Source organism: Chryseobacterium sp. C-71, from assembly GCF_020911865.1.
In the GTDB taxonomy this organism is placed as follows: Bacteria; Bacteroidota; Bacteroidia; order Flavobacteriales; family Weeksellaceae; genus Chryseobacterium.
Genome location: NZ_CP087131.1, coordinates 445,077 through 467,442, shown reverse-complemented (window position 1 = coordinate 467,442; position 22,366 = coordinate 445,077). Strand labels below are relative to the sequence as shown.

Here is a 22,366-nt window from a genome sequence, read left to right as displayed (position 1 = left end):
CATACAGTCAAAGGTGATTGATGTGGCGAAAGAGAAGATTTTTGATATCGCAAATCAATCAGTCAGGTGGCTTATGATTTGGGATTTAAATATCTGCAGCATTTTACGAGGCTGTTTAAGGAGAAAGTTGGAGTTTCGCATTTGGAATATGAAAAATCAGTTTTTACGATAACATAGTTTAAATCAGCTTTCCAAAAGTTCGTTCAAACCGTATTGTTCGAATAATACATTTCCTACTTCAAGCTTAGACCAACCCTCTTTTAATTGATAAGTAAATTTCAATTCATTTTGTTCCAAGAAACACTCCAGATGTAAAACTTTTATATTGTTATGTTTGGTAAGATGGTTTTCTATGACATTCAAATGGGTTGAAAAAATAAACATTGATTTTTCAAATTTAGATAAGCCATTAATGGTTTTTACCGTTATTTGCGAGGCGTCATTGATATTGGTTCCGCTGAATATTTCATCAAAAACCACAAAACAGTTTTTTGATTTTAATTCAATTAAAATTTTTTTCAAATTAATGATTTCCTGAGCAAACAGACTGTATCCTTCTTTCAGATTATCATTTACCGAAAAATGTAAAAAGATGCTTTCATAAAATGGAATATTACAATGTGCCGACGGAACTGCAATTCCTAAATGAGCAAGCAATACGATTGTACTTAGAGACTTCATCGCAGTAGACTTTCCAGACATATTGGCTCCGGTGAAAACAACTGTATTTTGATTCTTTACTTCAAAGTTATTTTTAACGGAACTTTTTAAATCTAAATGATAAAAATCTTTAATTGTAAATTCATTTTTGGTATTAAAATGTGGAAATTCCAAATCATGAACTCTTATTCCTTTAGATATACTGACATAGACGTCAAACATATAAAAGAAGTCCCAAAATGCTACAAATCTTTTGTTTTTATCTTTCGTTTCCTTTTCTAATTGGGTTAAAAGAGCTTTTCTCTGATTAAAATCTAATACTTTACCGTAACATTCATTGACTGACAGAGAATTGATAAATGCAATAGTGGTATCAATCTCTTTACAGTAGTCTAAATGGAGATTTGTTTTCTTAAAATTTCTTAGAATCAATCCAAAACGGTGAAAAAATTCTATAAATAAATTGATATTGTTGTTGGTCTCTCTGTAATACTCACGATATCTTATGCTGCTTAAAAGCGTGTAATGATCGGCATTATTCTCATCCAAAAACTTCTGGATATAAGAGACTTTATTCTCATTGAAATGAAAAGTTTCTAAAAGCTGAAAATTTTCCATGAACATCTTTAGCTTCTGCTGAACATACAAAGTATGTTTTAAGTCGAAAGATTTTTTACTAAAAAATAAGTTGAGATATTTTTTTGATTTTCTGGTTTGCGTAAAATTGAAATGGGCAATTAATTCATCAATATTCTCCATTAATCATTTGTGTTTATTTTTTTTAACTGTAAAACTATTTAAAAATTTTCAGTTTTCACCAAACAAAAGTTTTCTAAACGCTTCTGAAGCTAAAAGAACCTGAACCGACCAATCGTCTGCAGCATCGCTTCCTGCATCATCAGAAATATATTTTAAACATAGAAAAGGAATGTTTTCCTGCATGGCAATGAAAGCCAACGAATACGCTTCCATGTCGATGACATTATATTCGGTGTTGATGTGATTCATCTCAAAACTGTCGCCGCTGCCACAAATTCCTTCTTCCACGCCGTCCATTTTTAAACCATGTTCTAGAACAATCGGGATGTTGGATAACGGTGTTTCAAATTTTTTAAATCCTAAACCCTGCGCATCCATATCTCGCTGGATAAACTTCGTGCAACAGATAATCTCGCCTTTATGAAAACCTACTCCACCTGCCGAGCCAAGATTCACAATTAACTTTGGTTTTCTTCTGATGATTTCTTTGGTAAGTTCAATTGCTGCGCTTACTTTTCCGATTCCGGTGATGAGTTTTTGAGTGTGATCAAAAGCTTTTCCTGCTTCAGATACTAAAGCGAAAACAAAGAGGGTGTCTTCAACGGTAAACGTTGTTTGATTATTTATTTTTATCATTTTTAAATTGAAAAATAGCTTAAATTAAATACTGCAACCGTCTGCATCACAAGATAAATCAGAATCCTTGGAAGCTTTAAAAGGCTTTACAGTTTCGTTATACGTTTGCGTTAAAGCTTCCTCAAAAAGTTCTGCCGGCTGCGCTCCTGAAACGGCATATTTTCCGTTTAAAATAAAGAAAGGAACTCCGGTAACGCCATTTTTACGACCTTCAGTTACATCTTGATTCACTTCGTTATTAAATTCGTCAGAACTTAGTGTTTGCAATGCTTCATCTTTGTTGATGCCTAATTTTTCTGCTAAATTTGACAAGACTTCTGTACTGCCTACATTTTCACCATTTAAAAAATGAGCTTTAAATAATTCTTCTTCCATCTCTGAAGATTTACCGTGCTTTTTTGCTAGGTGAAGAATTTTGTGTGCTGGAAATGTATTGGTAATCAAAGCTTTTTCAAAATTAAAATCAATACCAGAAGCTTTTCCCATTTGTACAACCTGAGCGGTCATCTGCTTTGCCTGTTCTTCAGGAAAACCTTTCTTCTCTCTGAAATATTCTGCAGTAGTCTTTGTTTCCGCAAGTGCTAAAGTGGGATCAAGCTGAAAACTCTTCCACTCTACTTCTACTTCATCTTTAAACGGCAGTTTTTCTAATGCCTGCTCAAAATTTTTCTTCCCGATATAACAGAACGGACACATCACGTCTGACCAGATTTCTATTTTCATGAATTTATTTTAAGGTCAAATATATTAATTTGATATTACTTTCTTGCTAAAGAGAATATGTGCTGATAATGCCAACAACCCCATCACAACACCAACCGTACAAACTCCCTCCCACTGCGCATATTGCCATGCGACAGAAGCCAGCCATGTTCCCAACGAACCACCGATGAAATAAGAAACCATATAAACAGTATTCAAGCGGTTAACTGCAGTAGTTTTCAGTAAAAAATAATTGGTCTGATTCATAATATGGCTCGACTGCACACCCAAATCAATCAGCATAACACCGACAATCAATCCCCAATACGTATTTCCTGCAAAATAGGTGAATCCCCAACTTCCAATTAAAATCAACAAAGCGTATAAAATAATTCTGTTTAAAGAAATGCTCTTTTGCAACTTTCCGACTTTAGCGGCTGCTAAAGCACCAACTGCTCCTGCCAAACCAAAACTTCCGACTACGGAAGCTCCGACCTCAAACGGAGGTCTTTCCATATGGAAAACTAAAGTTGTGAATAATGCACACATCGACCCGAAAGCCATTGCCCCACGAAAGGAGGCCAACTGTAAAACAGGCTGAGTTTTTGCTAAATGGGCTACAGACCTCATCAATTCAATATACGTTCCTTTAAAATTGGGTTGTAACACCGGAAGCATTTTATAAACGAAAAGCCAGACTACCAGCATTAATCCAGCTGCGATTCCGTACATCGTTCGCCATCCCCAAAGTTCACCGACAATTCCACCAACAAATCTTGAAAGTAAAATTCCGAGTAATAATCCTGAAACGACCAATCCTATATTCCCTGATTTTTCTTTTTCTGAGGATAACTCAGCTGCAATCGGAACAAATAACTGTGGGATTACAGATGTAATTCCTATCAGCAAACTCGCTACATACAACATCCATACTTCCGTTGCAAATGTCATCCATAATAATGCTCCGAAAACTAATAGCAAATCGATTAAAATCAGTTTTTTACGAAGGAATTTATCGCCCAAAGGGACAATCAGAAGTAATCCGAAAGCATAACCTAACTGGGTAAGAACAGAAATTTTTCCTGCTGCGGTTTCAGAGATATTAAAGTCTTTCGAAATCAATCCAAGCAAAGGCTGATTGTAATAATTATTGGCAACCACCAGTCCGGAAATAACGGCCATTAGCCAAACCACGGTTTTTGAGATACGTGAAGAAGATGAATCGGGCATTAAAGTTTTTATTTGAAAATCTTTTAATTGAAAAAACTTAGTAAAGGTAGGCATTGTGTAACTGTTTTCCTGATAGAATCATTGAAAAAGATAAAATCTATGACTCCCCATGTATTGATTAAAATCTTATATTTGGTCACCCAATATGAATAACAAATGATCACAAAAAAGAAAACCTTCATACTCCTTCTTGCCCTTTTCTGCATTCAGGTATTTTCCCAAAAAAAGATAAATTTAGAATTAAAAAATACTCTCGAAAAGATTGTTTCAAACAAAAAAGCAGAGGTAGGAATTTCAATCATCGGATCTGGAAATGACGTTGTTTCAATCAATGATAATAAGCTTTATCCAATGTTAAGTACGGTTAAGTTTACCATTGCGCTGGCAATTTTGGATCAAATCGAGAAAGGGAAATTATCTATGAATCAAAAAATCTTCATTAAAAAAGAAGAACTTTTGGAAGATACTTGGAGTCCGTTTAAAAAAGAAAATCCCAATGGAAATATTTCTATAACATTGGAAGAAGCAATGAAATGGATGATTTCGTACAGTGATAACAATTTAACAGATATTTTGCTAAGGATCATTGGAGGAACTGAAACGGTGCAAACGTTCATCGACAGCGAAAATTTCATCATCAAAAATAATGAGGAAGATGATTCTCAGTTTGTCAATCAGATAAAACCTAACTATGCAACTCTATTGCTGAAAGAATTTTCTGAAGGAAAAATATTAAATAAAACTCACACAAAATGGCTTTATCAGGCAATGCTCAACAATACAACCGGAATGAAACGTCTGAAAGGAAAACTTCCAGCAAACATAGAAGTATCCCACAGAACAGGAACTTCTTTTACCAATAATGCAGGAATGACAGGTGCCATAAATGATTTTGGAATTATTGAATTGCCCAACAATAAGAAAATTTATATCGCTGTATTTGTGCACGACACATTTGAAAGTTTTGACGATTCTGAGGAGATGATTGCTGATATTGCCAAAGCTACTTATGATTTTTATTTAAATACAAAAGATTAAAGAATTTAGAAAAATGAAAATCTCTGAACTTATTATTCAAACAAGCGATTTAAACCAAACTGAAATATTTTATTCTACTATTTTGGAGTTTAAAATAATTAGTAAAACAGAAAGCTCGGTTTCATTTAATGTGGGAAATTCTATACTGACTTTCGAAATAACCAATAAAGAAATAAAACCAAAATATCATTTTGCATTCAACATCCCTTGCAATAAGCTCGAAGAGGCTATGCTGTGGATTTCAGAAAAGATTTCACTCATTGAAATTGATGGAGGCTGTGTTGCTCATTTTGAAAACTGGAGAGCGGAAGCGATTTATTTCTACGACAACAATAAAAATATTTTGGAATTGATTGCCAGGGAAGATTTGAATAATTACTCTGAAAATGAATTCAGTAACGAAAGTATTATTAGCATTAGTGAGATTGGAATTGTCACCGAAAAACCAATAATATTAGGAAACGAAATAATTAAAATTACCAAATCGGAATTTTTCTCAAAAGGTCCGAAAAGAGAAGATTTCGTGGCTGTAGGCAATGAAAACGGATTATTTGTGATTTCAAATAGTCAGCGCAATTGGTTTCCTACAAGCGATAAAGCTGAAAAGCAAAGAACTAAAGTAAAGATACAGGTTGATAATGCAGATTTTGATCTTGAATTTGATTAAGAAAGTGTAGCAACAATTTATGAAAAATGAAATACAAAATACAATTGAAAATCCTCCATATTAATAATTTTTTTAATAAAATGACCAAAATAATTCTGATCCTTCTTGTCCTATTTTTTTTTTCGGTAGACGCTCAAACCTCAACCGTTTATTCAAAATCTTACGGGAAAAACACAAATCCGGCAATCATTTTCATTCACGGAGGACCGAGTGGAAATGCTACCCTTTTTGAAGCTACAACTGCACAGAAGTTAGCAGATAAAAGTTTTTATGTGATTGCCTACGACCGTCGTGGCGAAGGCCGTTCAATCGACAGTGCGGCAACATTTACTTATGAGGAAGCGATTAGAGATTTAAATCAAATTTATAAGCTCTACAACATTAAAAAAGCAAGCCTGATTGCCCATAGTTTTGGAGGTTTAGTTGGAACAATTTTCACAGAGCAAAATCCTGAAAAAGTAAATGCATTAGTGCTCGCGGGAGCTCTATTTTCCCAGCAAGAAACTTATGATCATATTTTAAGTACAACTAAAATAATTTATCAAAAACAAAATGATAGCCTGATGCTTTCTAAAATTGCTGAAATTGAAAGTTTAGATAAAAATTCAGCGGCGTACAGAAAGCAATGCTTTGAGCTGGCAGGTCAAAATAATTATTTTAAGATGCCGTCTCCAACAACCGAAGCAAATAATCTTCGAAATGACTATGAACGAAGTGATTTCTTTAAAAATAACATCCGAAATACTCAGGCACCGATTCTGTTTTACAAAAATGAAATCAGGAATAATATCGACACTAAACCTATCTTAAAAAAGCTGAAAAATCAAGTAAAATTATTTGCCATTTATGGAAAGCAGGACAGCATATTTTCTGAGAAGCAATTGAATGATCTTCAAAAAATCGTCACAAAAAAGAATTTCAAAATCATAGAAAACTGTTCGCATTATCTCTTCGTAGATCAACAAGAAATATTCAATAATACCATCGAGAAATGGCTAAAATAAAACGACCTCCAACAAATTTATTTGAGCCACAAAGTCAGCCTTCGTTCTTTTTTCAAAAAAAAGACATTGATAACAAAAATATCTGGCTGTACATTTAACTTTACATTTTTACAATTTTACAATTTTCATGGTTATAGTAAACATACTATTGTAATATTAAACAAGACAAAAAATGAATTTCGACTTTAATAAAAACTATATTTTAGAAAATGAATGGGTAAGATTAGAACCTCTTCAACTATCTGACTTTGACAAATTACTTCCCTACTCGGAAAACGAACCTGAAATCTGGGAATTCAATTCCGGAGGTGCAGACGGAAAAGAAAATTTAGAAAAATACATTTCAAATGCGATACTGCAAAGGGAAACTGAAAAAGAATATCCGTTCATTGTTTTTGATAAAACGACACAAATGTACGTTGGAAGTACACGGTTTTACGCCATTTTCATAGAAAACAAAACCATAGAAATCGGCTACACCTGGTACGGAAAAAAATATCAGGGAAGCGGAATCAACAAAAACTGCAAATATTTGTTGCTTGAATTTGCTTTTGAAAAACTCAATATGGAAAGAGTTGCATTTGCAGCAAATACCAAAAACAACCGAAGTTTAAATGCAATGAAAGGAATAGGTTGCTTCGTAGAAGGTGTTTTAAGAAATTGCAGCACAGATGCTAATGGAAACAGAATCGATGTTGCAAGGCTAAGTATTTTGAAAAATGAATGGAATGAAAATGTAAAATCTAAACTTAAAAACAGTATTGAAAAATAAAAATTTAAATACAAAGAAGCGCAAAAAAAGTATTCCTAATTACATAAGTTAGATTTAAAAATATGAACATACTAAAAGCCGAAACTAAAGACAGTGAATTACTGACAACCATCACCAAACGCTCAAAAGCCTATTGGGGATTTTCGGAAGAAATATTGAAAGAATGGGAACATTTACTTAGCATTTCAAAAGATTACATCGAGAAAAACATGGTCTACAAATTGGTAGAAAACGAAAACATTATAGGATATTATTCCTATTTTTCAATTGATGAAAAAACAATTAAACTTGATAATCTTTTTATCCTGCCAGAGTTTATTGGAAAAGGATTTGGGAAAATTTTAATGAATGATTTTTTAGAAAAAGCAAACCGATTAGGAATAAAAAAAATAACACTCGATGCCGAACCTAATGCAGAAAACTTTTACAAAAATTTTGGATTTGAAACCGTCGGACAGCTCGAGAGTTCAATCAAAGACAGATATTTACCTATAATGGAATTACGTTAGACAAAAATTCTCCAAAAAAGTAAGAAATTAAATGATACAATACACCAGAAGAACTTTCTCAATTTTTGCGGTTCTGTTAATTCTGACAAATAATTTATTTGCACAAAACAAGCAAATCAAACAAATCAATTCATTGATGAAATTGTCCCACGAAATCGGTATTTTTAATGGGAATGTTTTGGTCGCAAAAAACAACAAAATAATATACAACGCTTCTTTTGGGTTTACGGATGCGACTAAAACGAACAAATTATCGCCTGACTACAGATTTAATATTGGTTCGATTACAAAGGAATTCAGTGCAGTTGCTTTGATGCAATTGAAAGATCAAGGCAAACTTACACTGGACGATAAGGTTTCCAAGTTCATTCCCGAGTTACCAAAATGGGCGAATGAAGTATCGATTAAAAACCTATTGCAATACACAAGTGGAATCCCAAACATCAATTGGAAAAACATTAAAAATGATAAAGACCTATTTGATGGTTTAATGGGTGCAGATTCACTCGATTTCAAACCCGGAACAGCTTACGACTACAATAACAATAATCTTTTTTTAAGACAGTTTATTGTAGAAAGGGTAACCAAAATGCCTTTTAAAGAATATATAGAAAAATTCATCTTTAAACCTTGTCAAATGACTTCATCCGTGATGACACCTTTTGAAAATGAAGAGAAAATTGCCAGAGGATTTAATAATAATTTAGTTCCTGACAAACCAGATTTGCCGATAACAGGCGGAACTTACGTCACAACGATTGATTTATTAAAATGGACAAATTATCTTCACCAGAATAAAATAATCACCAAAAAATTACTCTACGAATTAGGTCAGCATTTTGATTTACCGGAAACTCAATCAGCATTGGGGCAAGCAAAATTTAAAAATGAAAATCTAATCGAACATTTACATGATGGAAGGGCTGGAAACTATGAAGCTATTTTAGTTTCTGATATGAATGAAAAGTTTACCGTAATTTTATTGGACAACAATTATAACGGGAAAGTTTTTGAAATATCTGATGCCATCATCTCAATACTAAAAAACCAAAAATATTCTTTTCCAAAAAGAACAATTGACTAACAGCTAATTACAAATAAAAATTAAATAATTTTCAAAACACAGATGAAAATTTTTTTCAAAATCACATTCATTGCCGTAGCAAGTGTATTTACATCATGCACCGCAGATGCCCAGCAAAAAGACAATTATTCTGCAAAAATAGATAGCTTGGTAAAAGCTACCCATCCTCGAAGTTTTAACGGTGTTGTTTTCATCCAACAAAACGGCAAGACAAAGTATAAAAAAGCGTACGGTTATGTAGATTTCAATAAAAAAACACCCCTGAAAATCTCTGATCGATTTTCAACCATGTCTATCGCAAAACAGATTACTGCCACCCTTATTTTGCAGGAAGTTGAAAAAGGAACGATTGATTTGCACGTACCTATTCGAAAATATTTACCAGATTTCAAATATTCTTGGGCAGATAGCATTACCGTTCATCACTTGCTGAATCATACTTCGGGATTATACAGCGATGATTTGAAGCCGAATTTGAAACTCAAAACGGGAAAAGAATTCAGTTATTCTAATGTCGGATATTCTGTTGCGGGAATGGTTTTGGAAAAGCAAAGTGGCAAAACTTATAGTGAATTGGTAACGGCCTTATTTAAAAAATGTAAAATGAATGACAGCGCCTATCCGACAGAAAATAGCAGCAAACTTTTGACGAAAGGTCATACGATCAGAAAAGACGGAAGTTTTAAATTGAATGAAAAATTAGGTTTCGATACTTCTTATTATTTTGGAAGTCATCTGATTGTGACCGCACCAGATTTAGCCAAATGGAATGAATGTCTGCACAACGGAAAACTATTGAAGCCTGAAACTTATCAATTAATGACCAATTATTCAACAACTGCCATCCATCAATTATTTAGTGAAAAGCCAATTGGTTATGGCTATGGTTTACGAATCAACGATAAAGCTGATATTTACGAAATCGGACATACGGGTTTTCATCCTAGCGAAGGTTTTACTGCTGTAAATCTCTATTATCCGAAAACAAAGACCAGCGTTATCGTCATGGAAAATGTAGCGAATGAAAACTTTGATATCGCTTATTATTTTGAGCAGGAGATTAGAAAAATAGTGAAGGAATCTCAACTTTTGAAATAAATGAAAAATATCTTTAATATTATTCTGATTTTACTATTTCTTAGTTTTGTCAACTGTCATTCAAATAAAGAAACGCAAAATTTAAATAAAGAAAATAATTACGTTTTCTTTTTGCATAATAAATTTTTAGAAGAAAATCCTGATGGAGCTTTTTCTACAGAATATGGTGTTAAAGCCGAATATAATAGAGTTTCAGAATCATTTATAAAAGATGGATTTGTAGTTTTTAGCGAAAAAAGAAAAACAAAAACTAATGGAATTGAATATGCAAAAAAAGTTACAAAGCAGATTGATAGTTTAATCTCAAAAGGTGTAAAACCAAATCACATTACTGTTGTTGGAACTTCAAAAGGTGGATACATTGCACAATTTGTTTCCACTTTTGCAAAAAATCCAGATTTGAACTTTGTTTTTATCGGTAGTTTTCAAGATACAGATATTGAAGAAGTACCTGAAATTGAATTTTGCGGAAACATTTTAACCATTTATGAAAAATCTGACGTATTTGGTGTCTCCGCTTTGAAAAGAAAACAATTATCAAAACTTCCCATTCCCCATTTTAAAGAAATTGAGCTCAATACTGGGTTAAAGCACGGATTCTTATACATCGCTTCTGATGAATGGTTGAAACCTTGTAAAATGTGGGCGAAACGGAATTATGAATTGAAAAACTAAACCATTTATGAAAAAAATAATATTAATACTGTGTGTTGCTTTGTTTTCGGTTCAGACATTTGCTCAAAATATGGATGAACTTCGGAAAGAACTTAATGAAATCATCGCAACAAAAAATGCAATAGTAGGCGTTTCAATAAAAGGAATTGAAAACAAAGACACTTTGAGCATTAATGGAAATATGAACATGCCAATGATGAGCGTTTTCAAATTTCATATTGCGTTGACTGTTTTGAATGAGGTCGATAAGGGTAAACTCAATTTGAAACAGAAAATTTTCATTAAAAAAGAAGATTTAAAAGATACTTGGAGTCCGATTCGAGAAGAATTCCCTAATGGAAATATAGACTTAACTATAGACCAATTATTACGTTACACCATTTCTCACAGCGATAATAATGGGTGTGACATTCTTTTGGAATTAATTGGCGGAACAGAAACGGTTCAGAAATTCATCAATAAAAATGGAATAAAAGATTTCACCATTAAAGTGAATGAAGAACAAATGCGGACTTGGGAAAATCTTTACATCAATACAACAACGCCGATTGCTACGACAGAATTATTAGAAAAATTCTACAAAGGAAAAGTTCTGAAAAAAGCCACTACAAAATATCTCTACCAAATAATGGTGGAATGTTCCCGTGGAATCACCTGGATGAAAGCCGGACTTCCTGAAGGAACAGAATTGGCGCACAGAACAGGAATTTCCGGAACGAATGATGAAAATTTAAGAGTTGCTATGAACGATATTGGCATAATAAAACTTCCGAACGGAAATCATTTTATCCTTTCCATTTATCTGAAAAACATTACCGAATCTAGAGAAGATACCGAAAAAATAATTGTAGATGTTACACGGAAAGTCTGGGATTTTTACAACCGTAAAAATGCTAAATGATTTAGATTCTCAAATTATTACAATTTTAATTAAAAGACTTCCGAAACTCCAAAGGCGAAATATCCGTTTTAGCTTTAAACAGTTTACTGAAAGATTGAGAATGTTCAAACCCCAATTCATAAGCAATTTCACTTACGGAAAGTTCGGTTGTTGATAGTTTTTCTTTGGCTTTTTCAATCAGTTTTTCGTGGATGTGTTGTTGTGTGGTTTGTCCTGTTAATTGCTTCAATAAACTTCCCAAATAATTGGTTGAGATATTCAATTGTTCAGCAACATAATTGGCGGTTGGTAAACCTTTATCAATCACATTTTCATTAAAATAATCTTCCAGAATAGTTTCTAATTTATCCAAAACCTGATGATTAGTCTTTTTTCGGGTGATGAATTGTCGCTGGTAAAATCTTTCGCAATAATTTAAAATAACTTCAATCTGAGAAATGATGATACTCTGCGTAAATTGGTCAATTCCAGATTGGTACTCTTTTTCGATTCCTTTAAAAAGTCCGATTAACGTCTCCTCTTCTTTTTCGGAAAGAAATAAAGCCTCGTTTACATCATAACCGAAGAATTTATAATTGTTAATGGTTTTTGCCAAAGGCGTATTCCATATAAAATCGGGATGAAATGCCAGTAAATAGCCGGAAGGTTTCACATCATACTTACTGATAATCATTTTGACAACTTGTCTTGGGGCTATAAAACACATCAGACCTTCATCAAAATCATATTGACTCTGCCCATAATGAAGCTTCCCCTGAATATCTCTTTTAAAACCCATAAAATACAAATCCTGAACCCAGCTGATTTCAGATTCTTCGATTTGATATTCCACCAAACTATAATCTACCAGACTGATAAGCGGATGCTGAGGTTTTGGCAATCCTGAAATTCTGTGAAATTCAGAAATGGTATCGATGGTGTATAATTTTCTGTTATTCATAACTTTAAAAATTAAAAGGCAACAGCAAGAAACTGTTGCCTTTACAAATTTAATAATCTGTAGATGTACTTAGCGTTTTAAACTCAGAAATTTCACTTTGAAGGGCATTTAATTTGTTTCCTGCGATTCCAAATGCATCAGAACCTAAAACCAAATGAACCGGCGGGTTTTCCATTTTGACTAATTCTATCAATGCCAGAGCCGCTTTTTCTGGGTCGCCCGGTTGATTCCCGTTGATGTCTTTTTCGTGCGCAGTCTGAAGTTGTCTTGCTACGGTGTACTCTTCAATTTCAGTTTTCGGAGTTCTGAGTGAACCGCCCGTTAAGAAATCTGTTCTGAAATACCCAGGATAAACAACCGTTGCATTCACTCCAAATTCTTTTATTTCCGCAGCCAAAGCTTCTGTAAATCCTACAACTGCAAACTTAGTGGCGCAATATATTCCCCAACCTGCAAATTCTCCTGTCAATCCGCCAATTGAAGCGATGTTGATGATGAAGCCGCTTTTTTGTTCTCTTAAATAAGGCATCGTTTTTCTGATGATATTCAGAGAACCGAAAACGTTGGTGTCAAAATTCTGACGGCTTTCCAAATCCGAAATTTCCTCCAAAGTTCCCAACTGTCCGTAACCAGCGTTATTCACTACAACATCTAGTTTACCGAATTTTTCTATTGATTTTGAAACTGCTGCTTCAATAGAGTTCTCGCTAATCAAATCAACTTCAAGCGGAAGAAATGAAGCGTTTTCATAACTGACAGCCTTCTGAAGTTCAGTAATATTTCTGGAAGTTGCTGCCACAGAATGACCTTCTGCCAATAATCTTTTAACTAAAGTTAACCCTAAACCTTTTGAAGCTCCTGTCACGAACCATACTTTTTTTGTGTCCATTTTTTGATTGTTTTTAATTGATTAATTTTTACAGTACAAAGGTGGAAAATCAAGAAAAGTATATTGTGACCAAATCAAAGATTATTGTAGCCAAATCAAAGGAGAACTACGCAATCAATTTCATTATTTGTGATGAAATTGATTATTTTTGATGGTTATTAAAGCTTTAAAATTTACTTTAGCAATACCATTAAAATTTAATGAGAAATTCACTTTTAATCACCATAGTTTTCGTCTCAAACTTATTTTATTCCCAAAATGACAAGCTTAGTCAGGATAAAGCAGATAAAATTCAAATTGTAATTCATTTATTTAAAACTAAAAATATCAAGGGAATTTCTGAAATTACAAACTATCCATTGAGTAGAGAATATCCTTTAACCGATATAAAAAATAAGCAGGAACTGATCAAAAGATTCCATAATGTATTTGATCAAAGCGTTATTGATGAGATTTCAAATTCTAAAATTACAGATTGGTCTGAAGTAGGCTGGCGAGGGATTATGCTTCATCAAGGAACGATGTGGATCGATACAGATGGAAAAATAATTGCTTTAAATCATCAAAGCGAAACTGAAAAGAAACAACGTTTGAAATTGATCTCCGAACAAAAAGAAAGTCTTCATTCTGCTTTAAAATCATTTAAAAATCCTCAGTATAAATTTAAAACAAAGCATTATCTCATAAGAATTGACGAATTAGAAAACGGAAAATACCGATATGCTTCATGGAAAAACAATCAAAATGAGTCTGCAAAACCTGACATTATTTTAATCAACGGAATTTTAGAATTCAGCGGAAGTGGCGGAAATCACACCATTACTTTTAAGAAAGGAAACTTTAAATATATTGTTTACAGATTTCATATAGGAGCGAGCGATACACCGGAAATCAGTCTTTCTGTAGAAGAAAATAATAAAGAAAATTCTCAATGAGGATGGTCAATTATTAGAAAAGTAAAACATAATTTAGATCAATATGAATTTCAGAAAAACATTCTTTCCTCATATAATAACTCTAGATTTTTCCTTTTCCGAAAATGATATTAAATCGATATCCTACTCCCAATAATTACTCTTTATCATACTCACAGCGGGATATATACAATGCTCATCTTAACAAGATTAAAGTAATCAATAGCTTTCATACGTTTTATTGATAAACATACCAACTATGAAAATTCCTACCATTCACGGTTACATCGAACGCAGAATTTTAATTAATTTCACCGCTCATCCGAAAGATATTGAAAAGATTTTACCATTCCCCTTTCGTCCGAAAATTTACAAAGGCAAAGCAATTGTCGGAATTTGCTTGATTCGATTAAAAGATATTAAACCGAAAGGTCTTCCCGATTTTATAGGAATTAATTCTGAAAATGGTGCGCACAGAATTGCGGTTGAATGGGATGAAGATGGCGAAGTAAAATCCGGAGTTTACATTCCGAGAAGAGATACTTCTTTACAGCTGAATACCTGGGTCGGTGGCAGAATTTTTCCCGGAAAGCATTATTTAGCAAAATTCAATGTCGATGAAAATAAAGGAAATTATCATATTGATTTTAAAAGTTCAGATGATACAGAGATTTCAATTGATGCCAAGGAAACTGAAACATTTAGTAAAGATTCCGTTTTTGAAAATTTAGAAAACGCTTCTGATTTTTTTGAAAAAGGTGATTTAGGATACTCTCCAAACAAGGAAAAATTTGATGGTTTAAGACTCAATGCTTATGAGAGGAAAGTAAAACCGCTGCAGGTTTCAAATATAAAATCCAGTTTCTTTGAAGATGAGAATGTGTTTCCGAAAGGTTCAGTTCAATTTGATAATGCTTTACTGATGACAAATATTGAGCATGAATGGAAAAGTGAAAAACCCATTTGATCTATAAATAACGTATGATAAAGAAAAATAAATTGCTCTGCTACCTAATCATAACTCCAATTATACTATTTATTTTATTTTGGATGCTTCAAGCTTACGGTGGTTGGTTTGGTTATCAGAAATGGAAATACCGCGGAGGAACTTCATCAATCGCAGAATCAAAAAGGAGAAATGTTTTTGTAAAAACTCTACATTATAAAATTGTAGAAGCAGAAAATCTTCATAATTTTAAATTTACACCATATTTAGAGAAAGGTTTTAAAGTAGGATTGCATACGAGTGAAGAAACAAATATTATCATGAACAGTCAATTCCCTTTCAATCTTTCGTACGACCGAAATAAAAAAGATTCTATTGCTTTAAATATTTTAAATATGGAGAAAGCAGATAGTTCAGATGTTGTCTGGGCTTATTTCAAAAAACCTAAACTGAATGATACAATTATCATAGAAATTGACGGAGCAGAAAACAAAAACGGAAAATTCATCAGTGGAAAAATAAAAGTTTGGTAATAAAATTTCATTTCTTTGATTGGAAGAAGAATTTCTATACCAAGTAATTCTCTTACATCAATTTTCTTCAAAATAAATCTCAATTCATACCCTTTTGGTGTAAAAATAGATAGGTTATAAACATCAATCACAATCATCAAAATAATAAGGTATGAAATCAGAAAATATTTTAGAAAAAAGAAGTCTTCAAGGTAAAACGGTTGTTGTAACCGGAGGAAGCAGCGGAGTTGGTAGAGCTGCCGTAGAAGCTTTTGCTTTAGAGGGTTGCAATATCGTCATCGCAGCCCGCGGACAGGAAGCTTTGGATGAAACTTTACACCTGTGTCAAGAGTTGGAAGTAAAAGCAATTGCAGTTCCTACCGATGTATCAGTAGCCGAAGAAGTTGATCATCTTGTTAAAAAAGCAATTTTAGAATTCGGACGAATTGATATCTGGGTAAATAATGCCGGAGTGATGGCAAGCGGAAAATTTGAAGAAATCCCGATGTCACTGCACGAACAGGTCATTAAAACCAATCTGTTCGGGTATATGCACGGCGCATACAGCGTTCTTCCTATTTTTAAAGAACAAAATGAAGGAATCCTCATAAACAATGTATCAATTGGCGGATTCATGCCTGCTCCATACAGCGCAGTGTACTCTTCCACAAAATTTGGAATCCGTGGAATGATGGAATGTCTTCAGGGTGAAATTTCAGATTTTGCAGATATCCATATTGCCAATTTATATCCTCAGATTCAGCGTTCTACAGGTAATGCACATTCGGCAAAATATTCAGGGTTAGATTTTAAAGTTCCGCCATTTGCTTCAGACCCTCGTGATACTGCTGCAAAAATTATTCAATTGGCCAAAGAGCCTAAAAAAGATTTATTCCCTGATTTTACATCAAGACTTTTGGTCAATGTATATGGAATGTTTCCAAAAGCCATCATCAACACAGCTTCTGCAGGAATGAGACTGATGATGAAGATGAAAAATGGCGAACCCACTTCAGGAAATGTTTTGCAACCATCATCAAAACCCCACCAAATTTACGGAGAAACTTCCTTACCAGTTCCTAGTAAGAAGACAAAGGTTGCAATGGTAGCCGGAGTCACATTGGGTTTAGCCTACATGTTTTTTACATCAAGAAAATCTGGAAACAATGAAAATTAATTAAAATTTTTACAACTTGTAATAAACGAAATTTAAAAAAATTAAACAATATTCTTTTATCTTTGAAAACAAGCGACTTACAGAATAGCTGTATTAATTCTTCTCAATTTCTCTGTTGATTAAAATTACAATCTTTATTTTAGCTCAACATAATCAATTTAACACCATTTAAAGTTATGAAAAAGTACATTTTCTTAGGTTCATTATCATTTTTGTTAATGAATTGTAATAAAAAAACTGAAGCAAACAAAACAGTTGCCGATTCAGATTCTCTGACAGACACTATTTCACCCGTGGTTGATACTTTAGGCTCAAAATCATTCTGTTATTTGGGCGTTACCGGTAAAGACAGTGTTTTCGTAACTATCGATGATAATTTGGGTACTGTAACCGGAAAAATGAGATACAAAAACAGTGAAAAGGACAGTTCAAAAGGTGATTTAGCAGGATTCAAATCTGGAGATACCTTGAAACTGACTTACGAATTTGCATCAGAAGGAACTACCAGCAAAAGAGATATTTTCTTCATTCAGAAAGACGGAACTCTTCAAGAAGGCATTGGAAATCAAAAAGATGAAAATGGCGAAATGAAGTATGCAGATGAAAAGAAAGTTACCTATAAAGACGGACAAAAATTTGAAACTGCAGACTGCGCAATGATTTCAAAAGCCTTAAAATAAAATCACCAATCAATCACTCTGCAAAAAGCAGAAATTAAACATTCAAAAGATAACCAAATCTTTATGCAAAATGTAAATGTTAAGCCATTTTTAAAAAATGACCTTGTTGAAGGATTAAGAAAAAAATTCCCACAGTACAAAATTCAGACAAGCTTCGGAGCTTTGCAGGTAAGAACCAGCGGTTTTACACTTACCGGAAATGTGAAAATAGACGCTTTCCCGGAATCTGGTAAAATTAAAACCACAACACAGTTGGATTCTGGTGTTTTCTTGATTTTCATGTTGCCCATCGGGCTATATGTTTGGGCAAAAAAACAGAAAATCAAAAATTTAGAAAATGAAGTTCTTGAAGGAATTAGTACTATTTTAAATTAAAATTCACTCAAAAATCATAAAAAAATGCAACTCAATTCGGTTGCATTTTTTTTATTTATTTTCAACTTCACAATTAATGAAATTTAAGCAGGCTCTAAGATATTCAAAAGGACCTGATGTGAATCGTGAAGAGGTTTTTACATTTTGTGAAATTTTGTTTTACAATAATTCCTATTGAAAGTTTTACTTGCAGTAAAAACCTTTCAAAACAGATTCACTACTCAATAAAATTCATAATTTTATAGTTTTTCTTTTCTAAATTTCAGAAATTTGCAGGTATGAGTATTAAAAAAAATTATAAGAATATAAAAGATCAACTTTCTTCACATGTTGAACTGGTAGCGGTTTCAAAAACACATCCCATTTCAGCAATTCAGGAAGTTTATGATTTAGGTCAAAAAGTTTTTGGCGAAAATAAAGTGCAGGAATTGGTTGAGAAATATGCTCTACTTCCACAAGATATTCAATGGCATTTGATTGGACATCTTCAGACAAACAAAGTAAAATACATTGCAGAATTCATTGACACCATTCAAAGTGTTGATTCTGAAAAGCTTTTAAATGAAATCAATAAAGAAGCCGGAAAGCATAACCGAAAAATAAAAGTTTTACTTCAGGTGAAGATTGCTGAAGAAGACACTAAGTTCGGATTGGAAATGGAAGAAGCAGAAAATTTATTTAAAAAATTCATTGATGGTGAATTTCCAAATGTTGAAATCACAGGATTGATGGGAATGGCAACTTTTACGGAAGAAGAAAATCAGGTGCGAAAAGAATTTGAAAAATTGAAGAGTCTTTTTGATAATTTAAGCAAGATCAAACCATTACAGACCCTTTCTATGGGAATGAGTGACGACTTCCCTATTGCAATTGAATGCGGAGCCAATTCTATACGTGTAGGTTCTGCAATTTTCGGAAGTAGAGATTACTCAATATAACCTTTTGGGAACGATTTTTGCTAATACTCAACCAAAAAATACCTAAATTTGCGACTATGCAAAAAATCCTTATTGTAGAAGACGAAAAAGCAATCTCCGGAGTACTTCACAGTATTCTTTCGGATGAACTTCCCGATTATGAATTTGTAATTGCCGAAGATGGCCTTGAAGGCTATAAACATGTTGAGAAAGAAGACTTTGCCTTAGTCATTTCAGACATCAAAATGCCCAAAATGTCAGGGACTGAATTTTTAAAACAAAGTTTGGTTTTAAAGCCTGAATCAACATTTATCATGATTTCCGGCCATGCCGATATCGATTCTGCGGTAGCTTGCTTAAAGGATGGAGCTTACGATTTTATCTCAAAACCAATCGACATCAACCGATTGATTACAAGTGTGAAAAACGCTTTAGTAAAGGAAACTTTAAAGAAAGAAAATAAAAATCTTCAGACCGAAAATAAAACCCTGAAGAGAAAAGTCAACAAGAAATACCAAATGATTGGTGAGTCTGCTCCGTTGAAAAAAATTCAGGAGATGATTGAAAAAGTGGCAGTTTCTGATGCTAGAGTTTTAATTACAGGACCAAACGGTGCTGGTAAAGAACTGGTTGCCCACGCTATTCACAATTTAAGTGAAAGAGCAAGAGGCCCAATGGTAGAAGTAAATTGTGCTGCGATTCCTTCTGAACTGATTGAATCTGAACTTTTTGGTCACGTAAAAGGTTCGTTTACAGGTGCTATCAAAGACAAACAAGGGAAATTTGAACAGGCTACCGGTGGTACTATTTTCTTAGACGAAATCGGAGATATGAGTTTAATCGCTCAGGCAAAGGTTTTAAGAGCATTGCAGGAAAGCAAAGTTTCTCCTGTAGGAAGCGATAAAGAGATCAAAGTTGATGTAAGGGTACTTGCAGCAACCAATAAAAATATGGCGAAAGAAATCGAGGCCGGAAGATTCAGAGAAGATTTGTATCACAGACTTTCGGTTATTGAAATCTACGTTCCGCCTTTGGATGAGAGAAAAGAAGATATCAAATTGTTGGTAGACCACTTTTCTACCCTGATTTCTGATGAGCACGGTACAGCTTTGAAAAAATTTGATGACACTGCGATTGATGCTTTAAAAGCGTTATCATGGACAGGAAACATCAGAGAATTGAGAAATGTTGTTGAAAGATTAATTATTCTTGGAGGAGCTACGGTTTCCGAAGAGGATGTTGCAAGTTTTGTGAGAAAATAATTTAATTATTAATTAAAATAAATTATAAAAATTTGCAGTAACTATACTGCAAATTTTTTTTGAACTATTATGAGCTTTTTAAATAAAAATTACACGAAAGAAGCCCTTACACTGGCACTTCCGGTAATGCTTACTCAGGTTGGGCAGGTTTCTGTAAACCTATTCGATAATATTATTGTAGGTAAATTATTAGGTGCGGATGCTTTGGCGTCTGTTTCTTTGGGTAATGCAGTATTTTTCTCAATGTTCGTTTTGGCATTGGGATTTTCGTTTGCAATTCCGCCGTTGGTTTCTGAGGCGCATTCTCAGAATGACCACAAAACCATCAATTCGGTATTCAGTCATGGTTTTGTCATCAATATGACGGTAGGAATTATTTTGATGTTGGTCTTGTTTTTAGGGTTACCGCTACTCTATCATTCGGGTCAGCCAGCGAAAATTATTCCTGATACAGCAGATTTTTTATGGATCATGGCGATCAGTATTGTTCCGTTTATGGCATTTCAGACTTTGAGAGAAGTTTCTGAAGGTTTATCATATACAATCGGAGTTACGAAAGCGACTATTATTGCGAATGTGATTAATATCGTTCTGAATTACGTTTTCATCAAAGGACTTTGGATTTTCCCTGAAATGGGTGTAAAAGGTTCAGCTCTAGCGAGTTTAATTGCCAGAATATTCATGGTGGTTTTTCTTTATTTTGTTTTAATGAAAGAACCAAAAACCAGATTGTATGTCAAACAGTTCTCTTTGAAAATACAGGTTTTCTCTAAGCAAATGTTTGAAAAAATGGTGAGACTAGGCTTCCCGACTGCTTTACAAATGTTCTTTGAAGTAACGGCTTTCGCTGCAGCTGCTTTTATCTGTGGATTAATTTCGGCTCACGACATTGCATCTCATCAGATAGCATTGAGTATGGCGTCATTTACCTTTAATTTATGCATCGGTTTTAGTGTGGCTTCAACAGTAATGATTGGTAGAAAACTAGGTGAACAGAATTTCGTGGAATTAAGAAAAATAGGAATTAACAATTTAAAAATTGCCTTTCTTTTTATGTGTCTTTGTGGGATTGTCTTCATTTTAGGTCGAAATATTTTGCCTACATTTTTCACAAAACCTGAAGAAGTTGAAGTGATTATGTTGGCATCGAAACTCATGATTATTGCTGCATTATTCCAGCTTTCTGATGGAGTTCAGGTGACGGCTTTGGGGATGTTGAGAGGTTTGCAAGATGTGAAAATACCGTCAATCATTACGTTCATTGCGTATTGGCTAATTACCATTCCTTTAGGATATTTCCTTTGTGTAACCTTAAGAATGGGCGCTTTCGGAATGTGGATAGCCCTTGGATTGGGATTAACGATTTCAGCATTTATGCTGGTCAAACGTTTTCTGGATATGTCAGCAAGAAGAATTAAAGCAAGTAAATTATAATATTAAGCGGTCTTTGGATCGCTTTTTTTATTTGTTATCTTTAAGTTTTAATTAACTCATGATGAAAACGATACTCGAAACCGATCGCCTTTTACTAAGAGAATTTGAAATCACCGATGCTCAAAATTTCTATGAATTAAATTTAAATCCAAACGTCATTAAGTACACCGGAAATTCAGCATTTAAAGATATTGACGAAGCTGAAACATTCTTACAAAACTATTCAGATTATCAGAAAAATGGATTTGGAAGATGGGCAGTCATCAACAAATCAACGCAAGATTTTATTGGCTGGTGCGGACTAAAATATGATGAAAAACTTGATGAAACCGATATTGGCTTTCGCTTTTTTGAACATTTATGGAATAAAGGCTATGCGACTGAAAGTGCGAAAGCCTGTGTCGATTATGGTTTTGCTAAATTAAATTTAAAAACAATTATAGGAAGAGCCATGAAAGAAAATACAGCTTCCATAAAAGTTTTAGAAAAAATTGGACTTCAATATCAACGAGACTTTAATTTTGATGGTCAGGAAGGTGTCATTTATTCAATTAAAAATTATTAAATTAAATAAAATCATGCAAA

25 protein-coding genes are annotated in these 22,366 nt (G+C 33.4%); 19 read left to right on the top strand and 6 right to left on the bottom strand.

Going from position 1 to position 22,366, the window contains the following annotated elements; genetic code table 11:
• Window positions 1–183 precede the first annotated feature (183 nt).
• Genes LNP04_RS02000 through LNP04_RS01985 form a run of 4 tightly spaced genes read right to left on the bottom strand, consistent with a single transcriptional unit; the run spans window position 184 to window position 3,987 of the window.
• Window positions 184–1,419 carry a MutS-related protein gene (locus LNP04_RS02000; protein WP_229984920.1) on the bottom strand — a complete coding sequence of 412 codons (1,236 nt, stop codon included), beginning with the start codon at window positions 1,417–1,419 and terminating at the stop codon, window positions 184–186.
• 48 nt (window positions 1,420–1,467) lie between these two features.
• Window positions 1,468–2,055 (bottom strand): nucleosidase, encoded by a 588-nt coding sequence (locus LNP04_RS01995; RefSeq protein WP_229984919.1) that lies wholly within the window; start codon window positions 2,053–2,055, stop codon window positions 1,468–1,470.
• Window positions 2,056–2,079: 24 nt separating this feature from the next.
• Entirely contained in the window at window positions 2,080–2,778 is a 699-nt protein-coding gene (locus tag LNP04_RS01990) for a DsbA family oxidoreductase (RefSeq protein WP_229984918.1), read from the bottom strand.
• A 24-nt stretch (window positions 2,779–2,802) separates the two neighbouring features.
• Window positions 2,803–3,987, bottom strand: a complete 1,185-nt coding sequence (locus LNP04_RS01985) for an MFS transporter (protein ID WP_229984917.1) — start codon at window positions 3,985–3,987, stop codon at window positions 2,803–2,805.
• A gap of 156 nt (window positions 3,988–4,143) precedes the next feature.
• Here LNP04_RS01985 and bla (LNP04_RS01980) point away from each other — a divergent pair, with 156 nt between their 5' ends.
• From bla (LNP04_RS01980) to bla (LNP04_RS01940), 9 genes are all read left to right on the top strand, one after another.
• The gene (gene bla, locus LNP04_RS01980) at window positions 4,144–5,025 is read left to right on the top strand and encodes a class A beta-lactamase (protein WP_229984916.1); all 882 of its coding nucleotides are present in this window, start codon (window positions 4,144–4,146) and stop codon (window positions 5,023–5,025) included.
• 13 nt (window positions 5,026–5,038) lie between these two features.
• Complete coding sequence (locus LNP04_RS01975; protein ID WP_229984915.1) at window positions 5,039–5,692, top strand: VOC family protein; 654 nt, start codon at window positions 5,039–5,041, stop codon at window positions 5,690–5,692.
• Window positions 5,693–5,718: 26 nt separating this feature from the next.
• Window positions 5,719–6,696 (top strand): alpha/beta fold hydrolase, encoded by a 978-nt coding sequence (locus LNP04_RS01970; RefSeq protein ID WP_229984914.1) that lies wholly within the window; start codon window positions 5,719–5,721, stop codon window positions 6,694–6,696.
• A 172-nt stretch (window positions 6,697–6,868) separates the two neighbouring features.
• Window positions 6,869–7,468 (top strand): GNAT family N-acetyltransferase, encoded by a 600-nt coding sequence (locus LNP04_RS01965; RefSeq protein ID WP_229984913.1) that lies wholly within the window; start codon window positions 6,869–6,871, stop codon window positions 7,466–7,468.
• 62 nt (window positions 7,469–7,530) lie between these two features.
• Window positions 7,531–7,977 (top strand): GNAT family N-acetyltransferase, encoded by a 447-nt coding sequence (locus tag LNP04_RS01960; RefSeq protein WP_229984912.1) that lies wholly within the window; start codon window positions 7,531–7,533, stop codon window positions 7,975–7,977.
• A 31-nt stretch (window positions 7,978–8,008) separates the two neighbouring features.
• Window positions 8,009–9,061, top strand: coding sequence for a serine hydrolase (locus tag LNP04_RS01955; protein WP_229984911.1), 1,053 nt, complete (start codon window positions 8,009–8,011; stop codon window positions 9,059–9,061).
• 42 nt (window positions 9,062–9,103) lie between these two features.
• Window positions 9,104–10,159, top strand: a complete 1,056-nt coding sequence (locus LNP04_RS01950; protein ID WP_229984910.1) for a serine hydrolase — start codon at window positions 9,104–9,106, stop codon at window positions 10,157–10,159.
• Window positions 10,160–10,834 carry an alpha/beta hydrolase gene (locus LNP04_RS01945; protein ID WP_229984909.1) on the top strand — a complete coding sequence of 225 codons (675 nt, stop codon included), beginning with the start codon at window positions 10,160–10,162 and terminating at the stop codon, window positions 10,832–10,834.
• A gap of 7 nt (window positions 10,835–10,841) precedes the next feature.
• On the top strand, window positions 10,842–11,735 hold the full coding sequence (gene bla / locus LNP04_RS01940; RefSeq protein WP_229984908.1) for a class A beta-lactamase, subclass A2: 894 nt from the start codon (window positions 10,842–10,844) through the stop codon (window positions 11,733–11,735).
• Between the two features lie 25 nt (window positions 11,736–11,760).
• Here bla (LNP04_RS01940) and LNP04_RS01935 read toward each other — a convergent pair whose 3' ends face one another.
• Both LNP04_RS01935 and LNP04_RS01930 read right to left on the bottom strand, forming a co-directional pair.
• On the bottom strand, window positions 11,761–12,675 hold the full coding sequence (locus LNP04_RS01935; RefSeq protein WP_229984907.1) for an AraC family transcriptional regulator: 915 nt from the start codon (window positions 12,673–12,675) through the stop codon (window positions 11,761–11,763).
• Window positions 12,676–12,724: 49 nt separating this feature from the next.
• Entirely contained in the window at window positions 12,725–13,564 is an 840-nt protein-coding gene (locus LNP04_RS01930) for an SDR family NAD(P)-dependent oxidoreductase (RefSeq protein WP_229984906.1), read from the bottom strand.
• A 200-nt stretch (window positions 13,565–13,764) separates the two neighbouring features.
• Here LNP04_RS01930 and LNP04_RS01925 point away from each other — a divergent pair, with 200 nt between their 5' ends.
• The 10 genes from LNP04_RS01925 (at window position 13,765) to LNP04_RS01880 (ending at window position 22,346) form a co-directional block, all read left to right on the top strand.
• The gene (locus LNP04_RS01925) at window positions 13,765–14,499 is read left to right on the top strand and encodes a hypothetical protein (RefSeq protein ID WP_229984905.1); all 735 of its coding nucleotides are present in this window, start codon (window positions 13,765–13,767) and stop codon (window positions 14,497–14,499) included.
• Between the two features lie 238 nt (window positions 14,500–14,737).
• Window positions 14,738–15,445, top strand: a complete 708-nt coding sequence (locus LNP04_RS01920; RefSeq protein ID WP_229984904.1) for a DUF2071 domain-containing protein — start codon at window positions 14,738–14,740, stop codon at window positions 15,443–15,445.
• Between the two features lie 83 nt (window positions 15,446–15,528).
• Entirely contained in the window at window positions 15,529–15,957 is a 429-nt protein-coding gene (locus LNP04_RS01915) for a hypothetical protein (RefSeq protein ID WP_229984903.1), read from the top strand.
• Between the two features lie 151 nt (window positions 15,958–16,108).
• Window positions 16,109–17,113 carry an SDR family NAD(P)-dependent oxidoreductase gene (locus LNP04_RS01910; protein ID WP_229984902.1) on the top strand — a complete coding sequence of 335 codons (1,005 nt, stop codon included), beginning with the start codon at window positions 16,109–16,111 and terminating at the stop codon, window positions 17,111–17,113.
• 176 nt (window positions 17,114–17,289) lie between these two features.
• Complete coding sequence (locus LNP04_RS01905) at window positions 17,290–17,793, top strand: hypothetical protein (RefSeq protein WP_229984901.1); 504 nt, start codon at window positions 17,290–17,292, stop codon at window positions 17,791–17,793.
• Window positions 17,794–17,856: 63 nt separating this feature from the next.
• Window positions 17,857–18,168 (top strand): hypothetical protein, encoded by a 312-nt coding sequence (locus LNP04_RS01900; RefSeq protein WP_229984900.1) that lies wholly within the window; start codon window positions 17,857–17,859, stop codon window positions 18,166–18,168.
• Between the two features lie 278 nt (window positions 18,169–18,446).
• Window positions 18,447–19,106, top strand: coding sequence for a YggS family pyridoxal phosphate-dependent enzyme (locus LNP04_RS01895; protein ID WP_229984899.1), 660 nt, complete (start codon window positions 18,447–18,449; stop codon window positions 19,104–19,106).
• A 56-nt stretch (window positions 19,107–19,162) separates the two neighbouring features.
• On the top strand, window positions 19,163–20,347 hold the full coding sequence (locus LNP04_RS01890) for a sigma-54 dependent transcriptional regulator (protein WP_229984898.1): 1,185 nt from the start codon (window positions 19,163–19,165) through the stop codon (window positions 20,345–20,347).
• Between the two features lie 69 nt (window positions 20,348–20,416).
• Window positions 20,417–21,781: an MATE family efflux transporter gene (locus tag LNP04_RS01885; RefSeq protein ID WP_229984897.1), complete on the top strand. Its 1,365-nt coding sequence runs from the start codon at window positions 20,417–20,419 to the stop codon at window positions 21,779–21,781.
• Between the two features lie 61 nt (window positions 21,782–21,842).
• The gene (locus tag LNP04_RS01880; protein WP_229984896.1) at window positions 21,843–22,346 is read left to right on the top strand and encodes a GNAT family N-acetyltransferase; all 504 of its coding nucleotides are present in this window, start codon (window positions 21,843–21,845) and stop codon (window positions 22,344–22,346) included.
• Window positions 22,347–22,366 lie beyond the last annotated feature (20 nt).

Bases quoted from the DNA above. Each gene is read 5' to 3' on its own strand.
- LNP04_RS01990 (WP_229984918.1), bottom strand. From the start codon at position 2,778: ATGAAAATAGAAATCTGGTCAGACGTGATGTGTCCGTTCTGTTATATC.
- LNP04_RS01995 (WP_229984919.1), bottom strand. From the start codon at position 2,055: ATGATAAAAATAAATAATCAAACAACGTTTACCGTTGAAGACACCCTC.
- bla (WP_229984916.1), top strand. From the start codon at position 4,144: ATGATCACAAAAAAGAAAACCTTCATACTCCTTCTTGCCCTTTTCTGC.
- LNP04_RS01975 (WP_229984915.1), top strand. From the start codon at position 5,039: ATGAAAATCTCTGAACTTATTATTCAAACAAGCGATTTAAACCAAACT.
- LNP04_RS01905 (WP_229984901.1), top strand. From the start codon at position 17,290: ATGAAAAAGTACATTTTCTTAGGTTCATTATCATTTTTGTTAATGAAT.
- LNP04_RS01960 (WP_229984912.1), top strand. From the start codon at position 7,531: ATGAACATACTAAAAGCCGAAACTAAAGACAGTGAATTACTGACAACC.
- LNP04_RS01970 (WP_229984914.1), top strand. From the start codon at position 5,719: ATGAAATACAAAATACAATTGAAAATCCTCCATATTAATAATTTTTTT.
- LNP04_RS01935 (WP_229984907.1), bottom strand. From the start codon at position 12,675: ATGAATAACAGAAAATTATACACCATCGATACCATTTCTGAATTTCAC.
- LNP04_RS01900 (WP_229984900.1), top strand. From the start codon at position 17,857: ATGCAAAATGTAAATGTTAAGCCATTTTTAAAAAATGACCTTGTTGAA.
- LNP04_RS01925 (WP_229984905.1), top strand. From the start codon at position 13,765: ATGAGAAATTCACTTTTAATCACCATAGTTTTCGTCTCAAACTTATTT.
- LNP04_RS01985 (WP_229984917.1), bottom strand. From the start codon at position 3,987: ATGCCCGATTCATCTTCTTCACGTATCTCAAAAACCGTGGTTTGGCTA.
- LNP04_RS02000 (WP_229984920.1), bottom strand. From the start codon at position 1,419: ATGGAGAATATTGATGAATTAATTGCCCATTTCAATTTTACGCAAACC.
- LNP04_RS01885 (WP_229984897.1), top strand. From the start codon at position 20,417: ATGAGCTTTTTAAATAAAAATTACACGAAAGAAGCCCTTACACTGGCA.
- LNP04_RS01915 (WP_229984903.1), top strand. From the start codon at position 15,529: ATGCTTCAAGCTTACGGTGGTTGGTTTGGTTATCAGAAATGGAAATAC.
- LNP04_RS01930 (WP_229984906.1), bottom strand. From the start codon at position 13,564: ATGGACACAAAAAAAGTATGGTTCGTGACAGGAGCTTCAAAAGGTTTA.
- LNP04_RS01965 (WP_229984913.1), top strand. From the start codon at position 6,869: ATGAATTTCGACTTTAATAAAAACTATATTTTAGAAAATGAATGGGTA.
- LNP04_RS01920 (WP_229984904.1), top strand. From the start codon at position 14,738: ATGAAAATTCCTACCATTCACGGTTACATCGAACGCAGAATTTTAATT.
- LNP04_RS01945 (WP_229984909.1), top strand. From the start codon at position 10,160: ATGAAAAATATCTTTAATATTATTCTGATTTTACTATTTCTTAGTTTT.
- LNP04_RS01890 (WP_229984898.1), top strand. From the start codon at position 19,163: ATGCAAAAAATCCTTATTGTAGAAGACGAAAAAGCAATCTCCGGAGTA.
- LNP04_RS01880 (WP_229984896.1), top strand. From the start codon at position 21,843: ATGAAAACGATACTCGAAACCGATCGCCTTTTACTAAGAGAATTTGAA.
- LNP04_RS01955 (WP_229984911.1), top strand. From the start codon at position 8,009: ATGATACAATACACCAGAAGAACTTTCTCAATTTTTGCGGTTCTGTTA.
- LNP04_RS01910 (WP_229984902.1), top strand. From the start codon at position 16,109: ATGAAATCAGAAAATATTTTAGAAAAAAGAAGTCTTCAAGGTAAAACG.
- LNP04_RS01895 (WP_229984899.1), top strand. From the start codon at position 18,447: ATGAGTATTAAAAAAAATTATAAGAATATAAAAGATCAACTTTCTTCA.
- LNP04_RS01950 (WP_229984910.1), top strand. From the start codon at position 9,104: ATGAAAATTTTTTTCAAAATCACATTCATTGCCGTAGCAAGTGTATTT.
- bla (WP_229984908.1), top strand. From the start codon at position 10,842: ATGAAAAAAATAATATTAATACTGTGTGTTGCTTTGTTTTCGGTTCAG.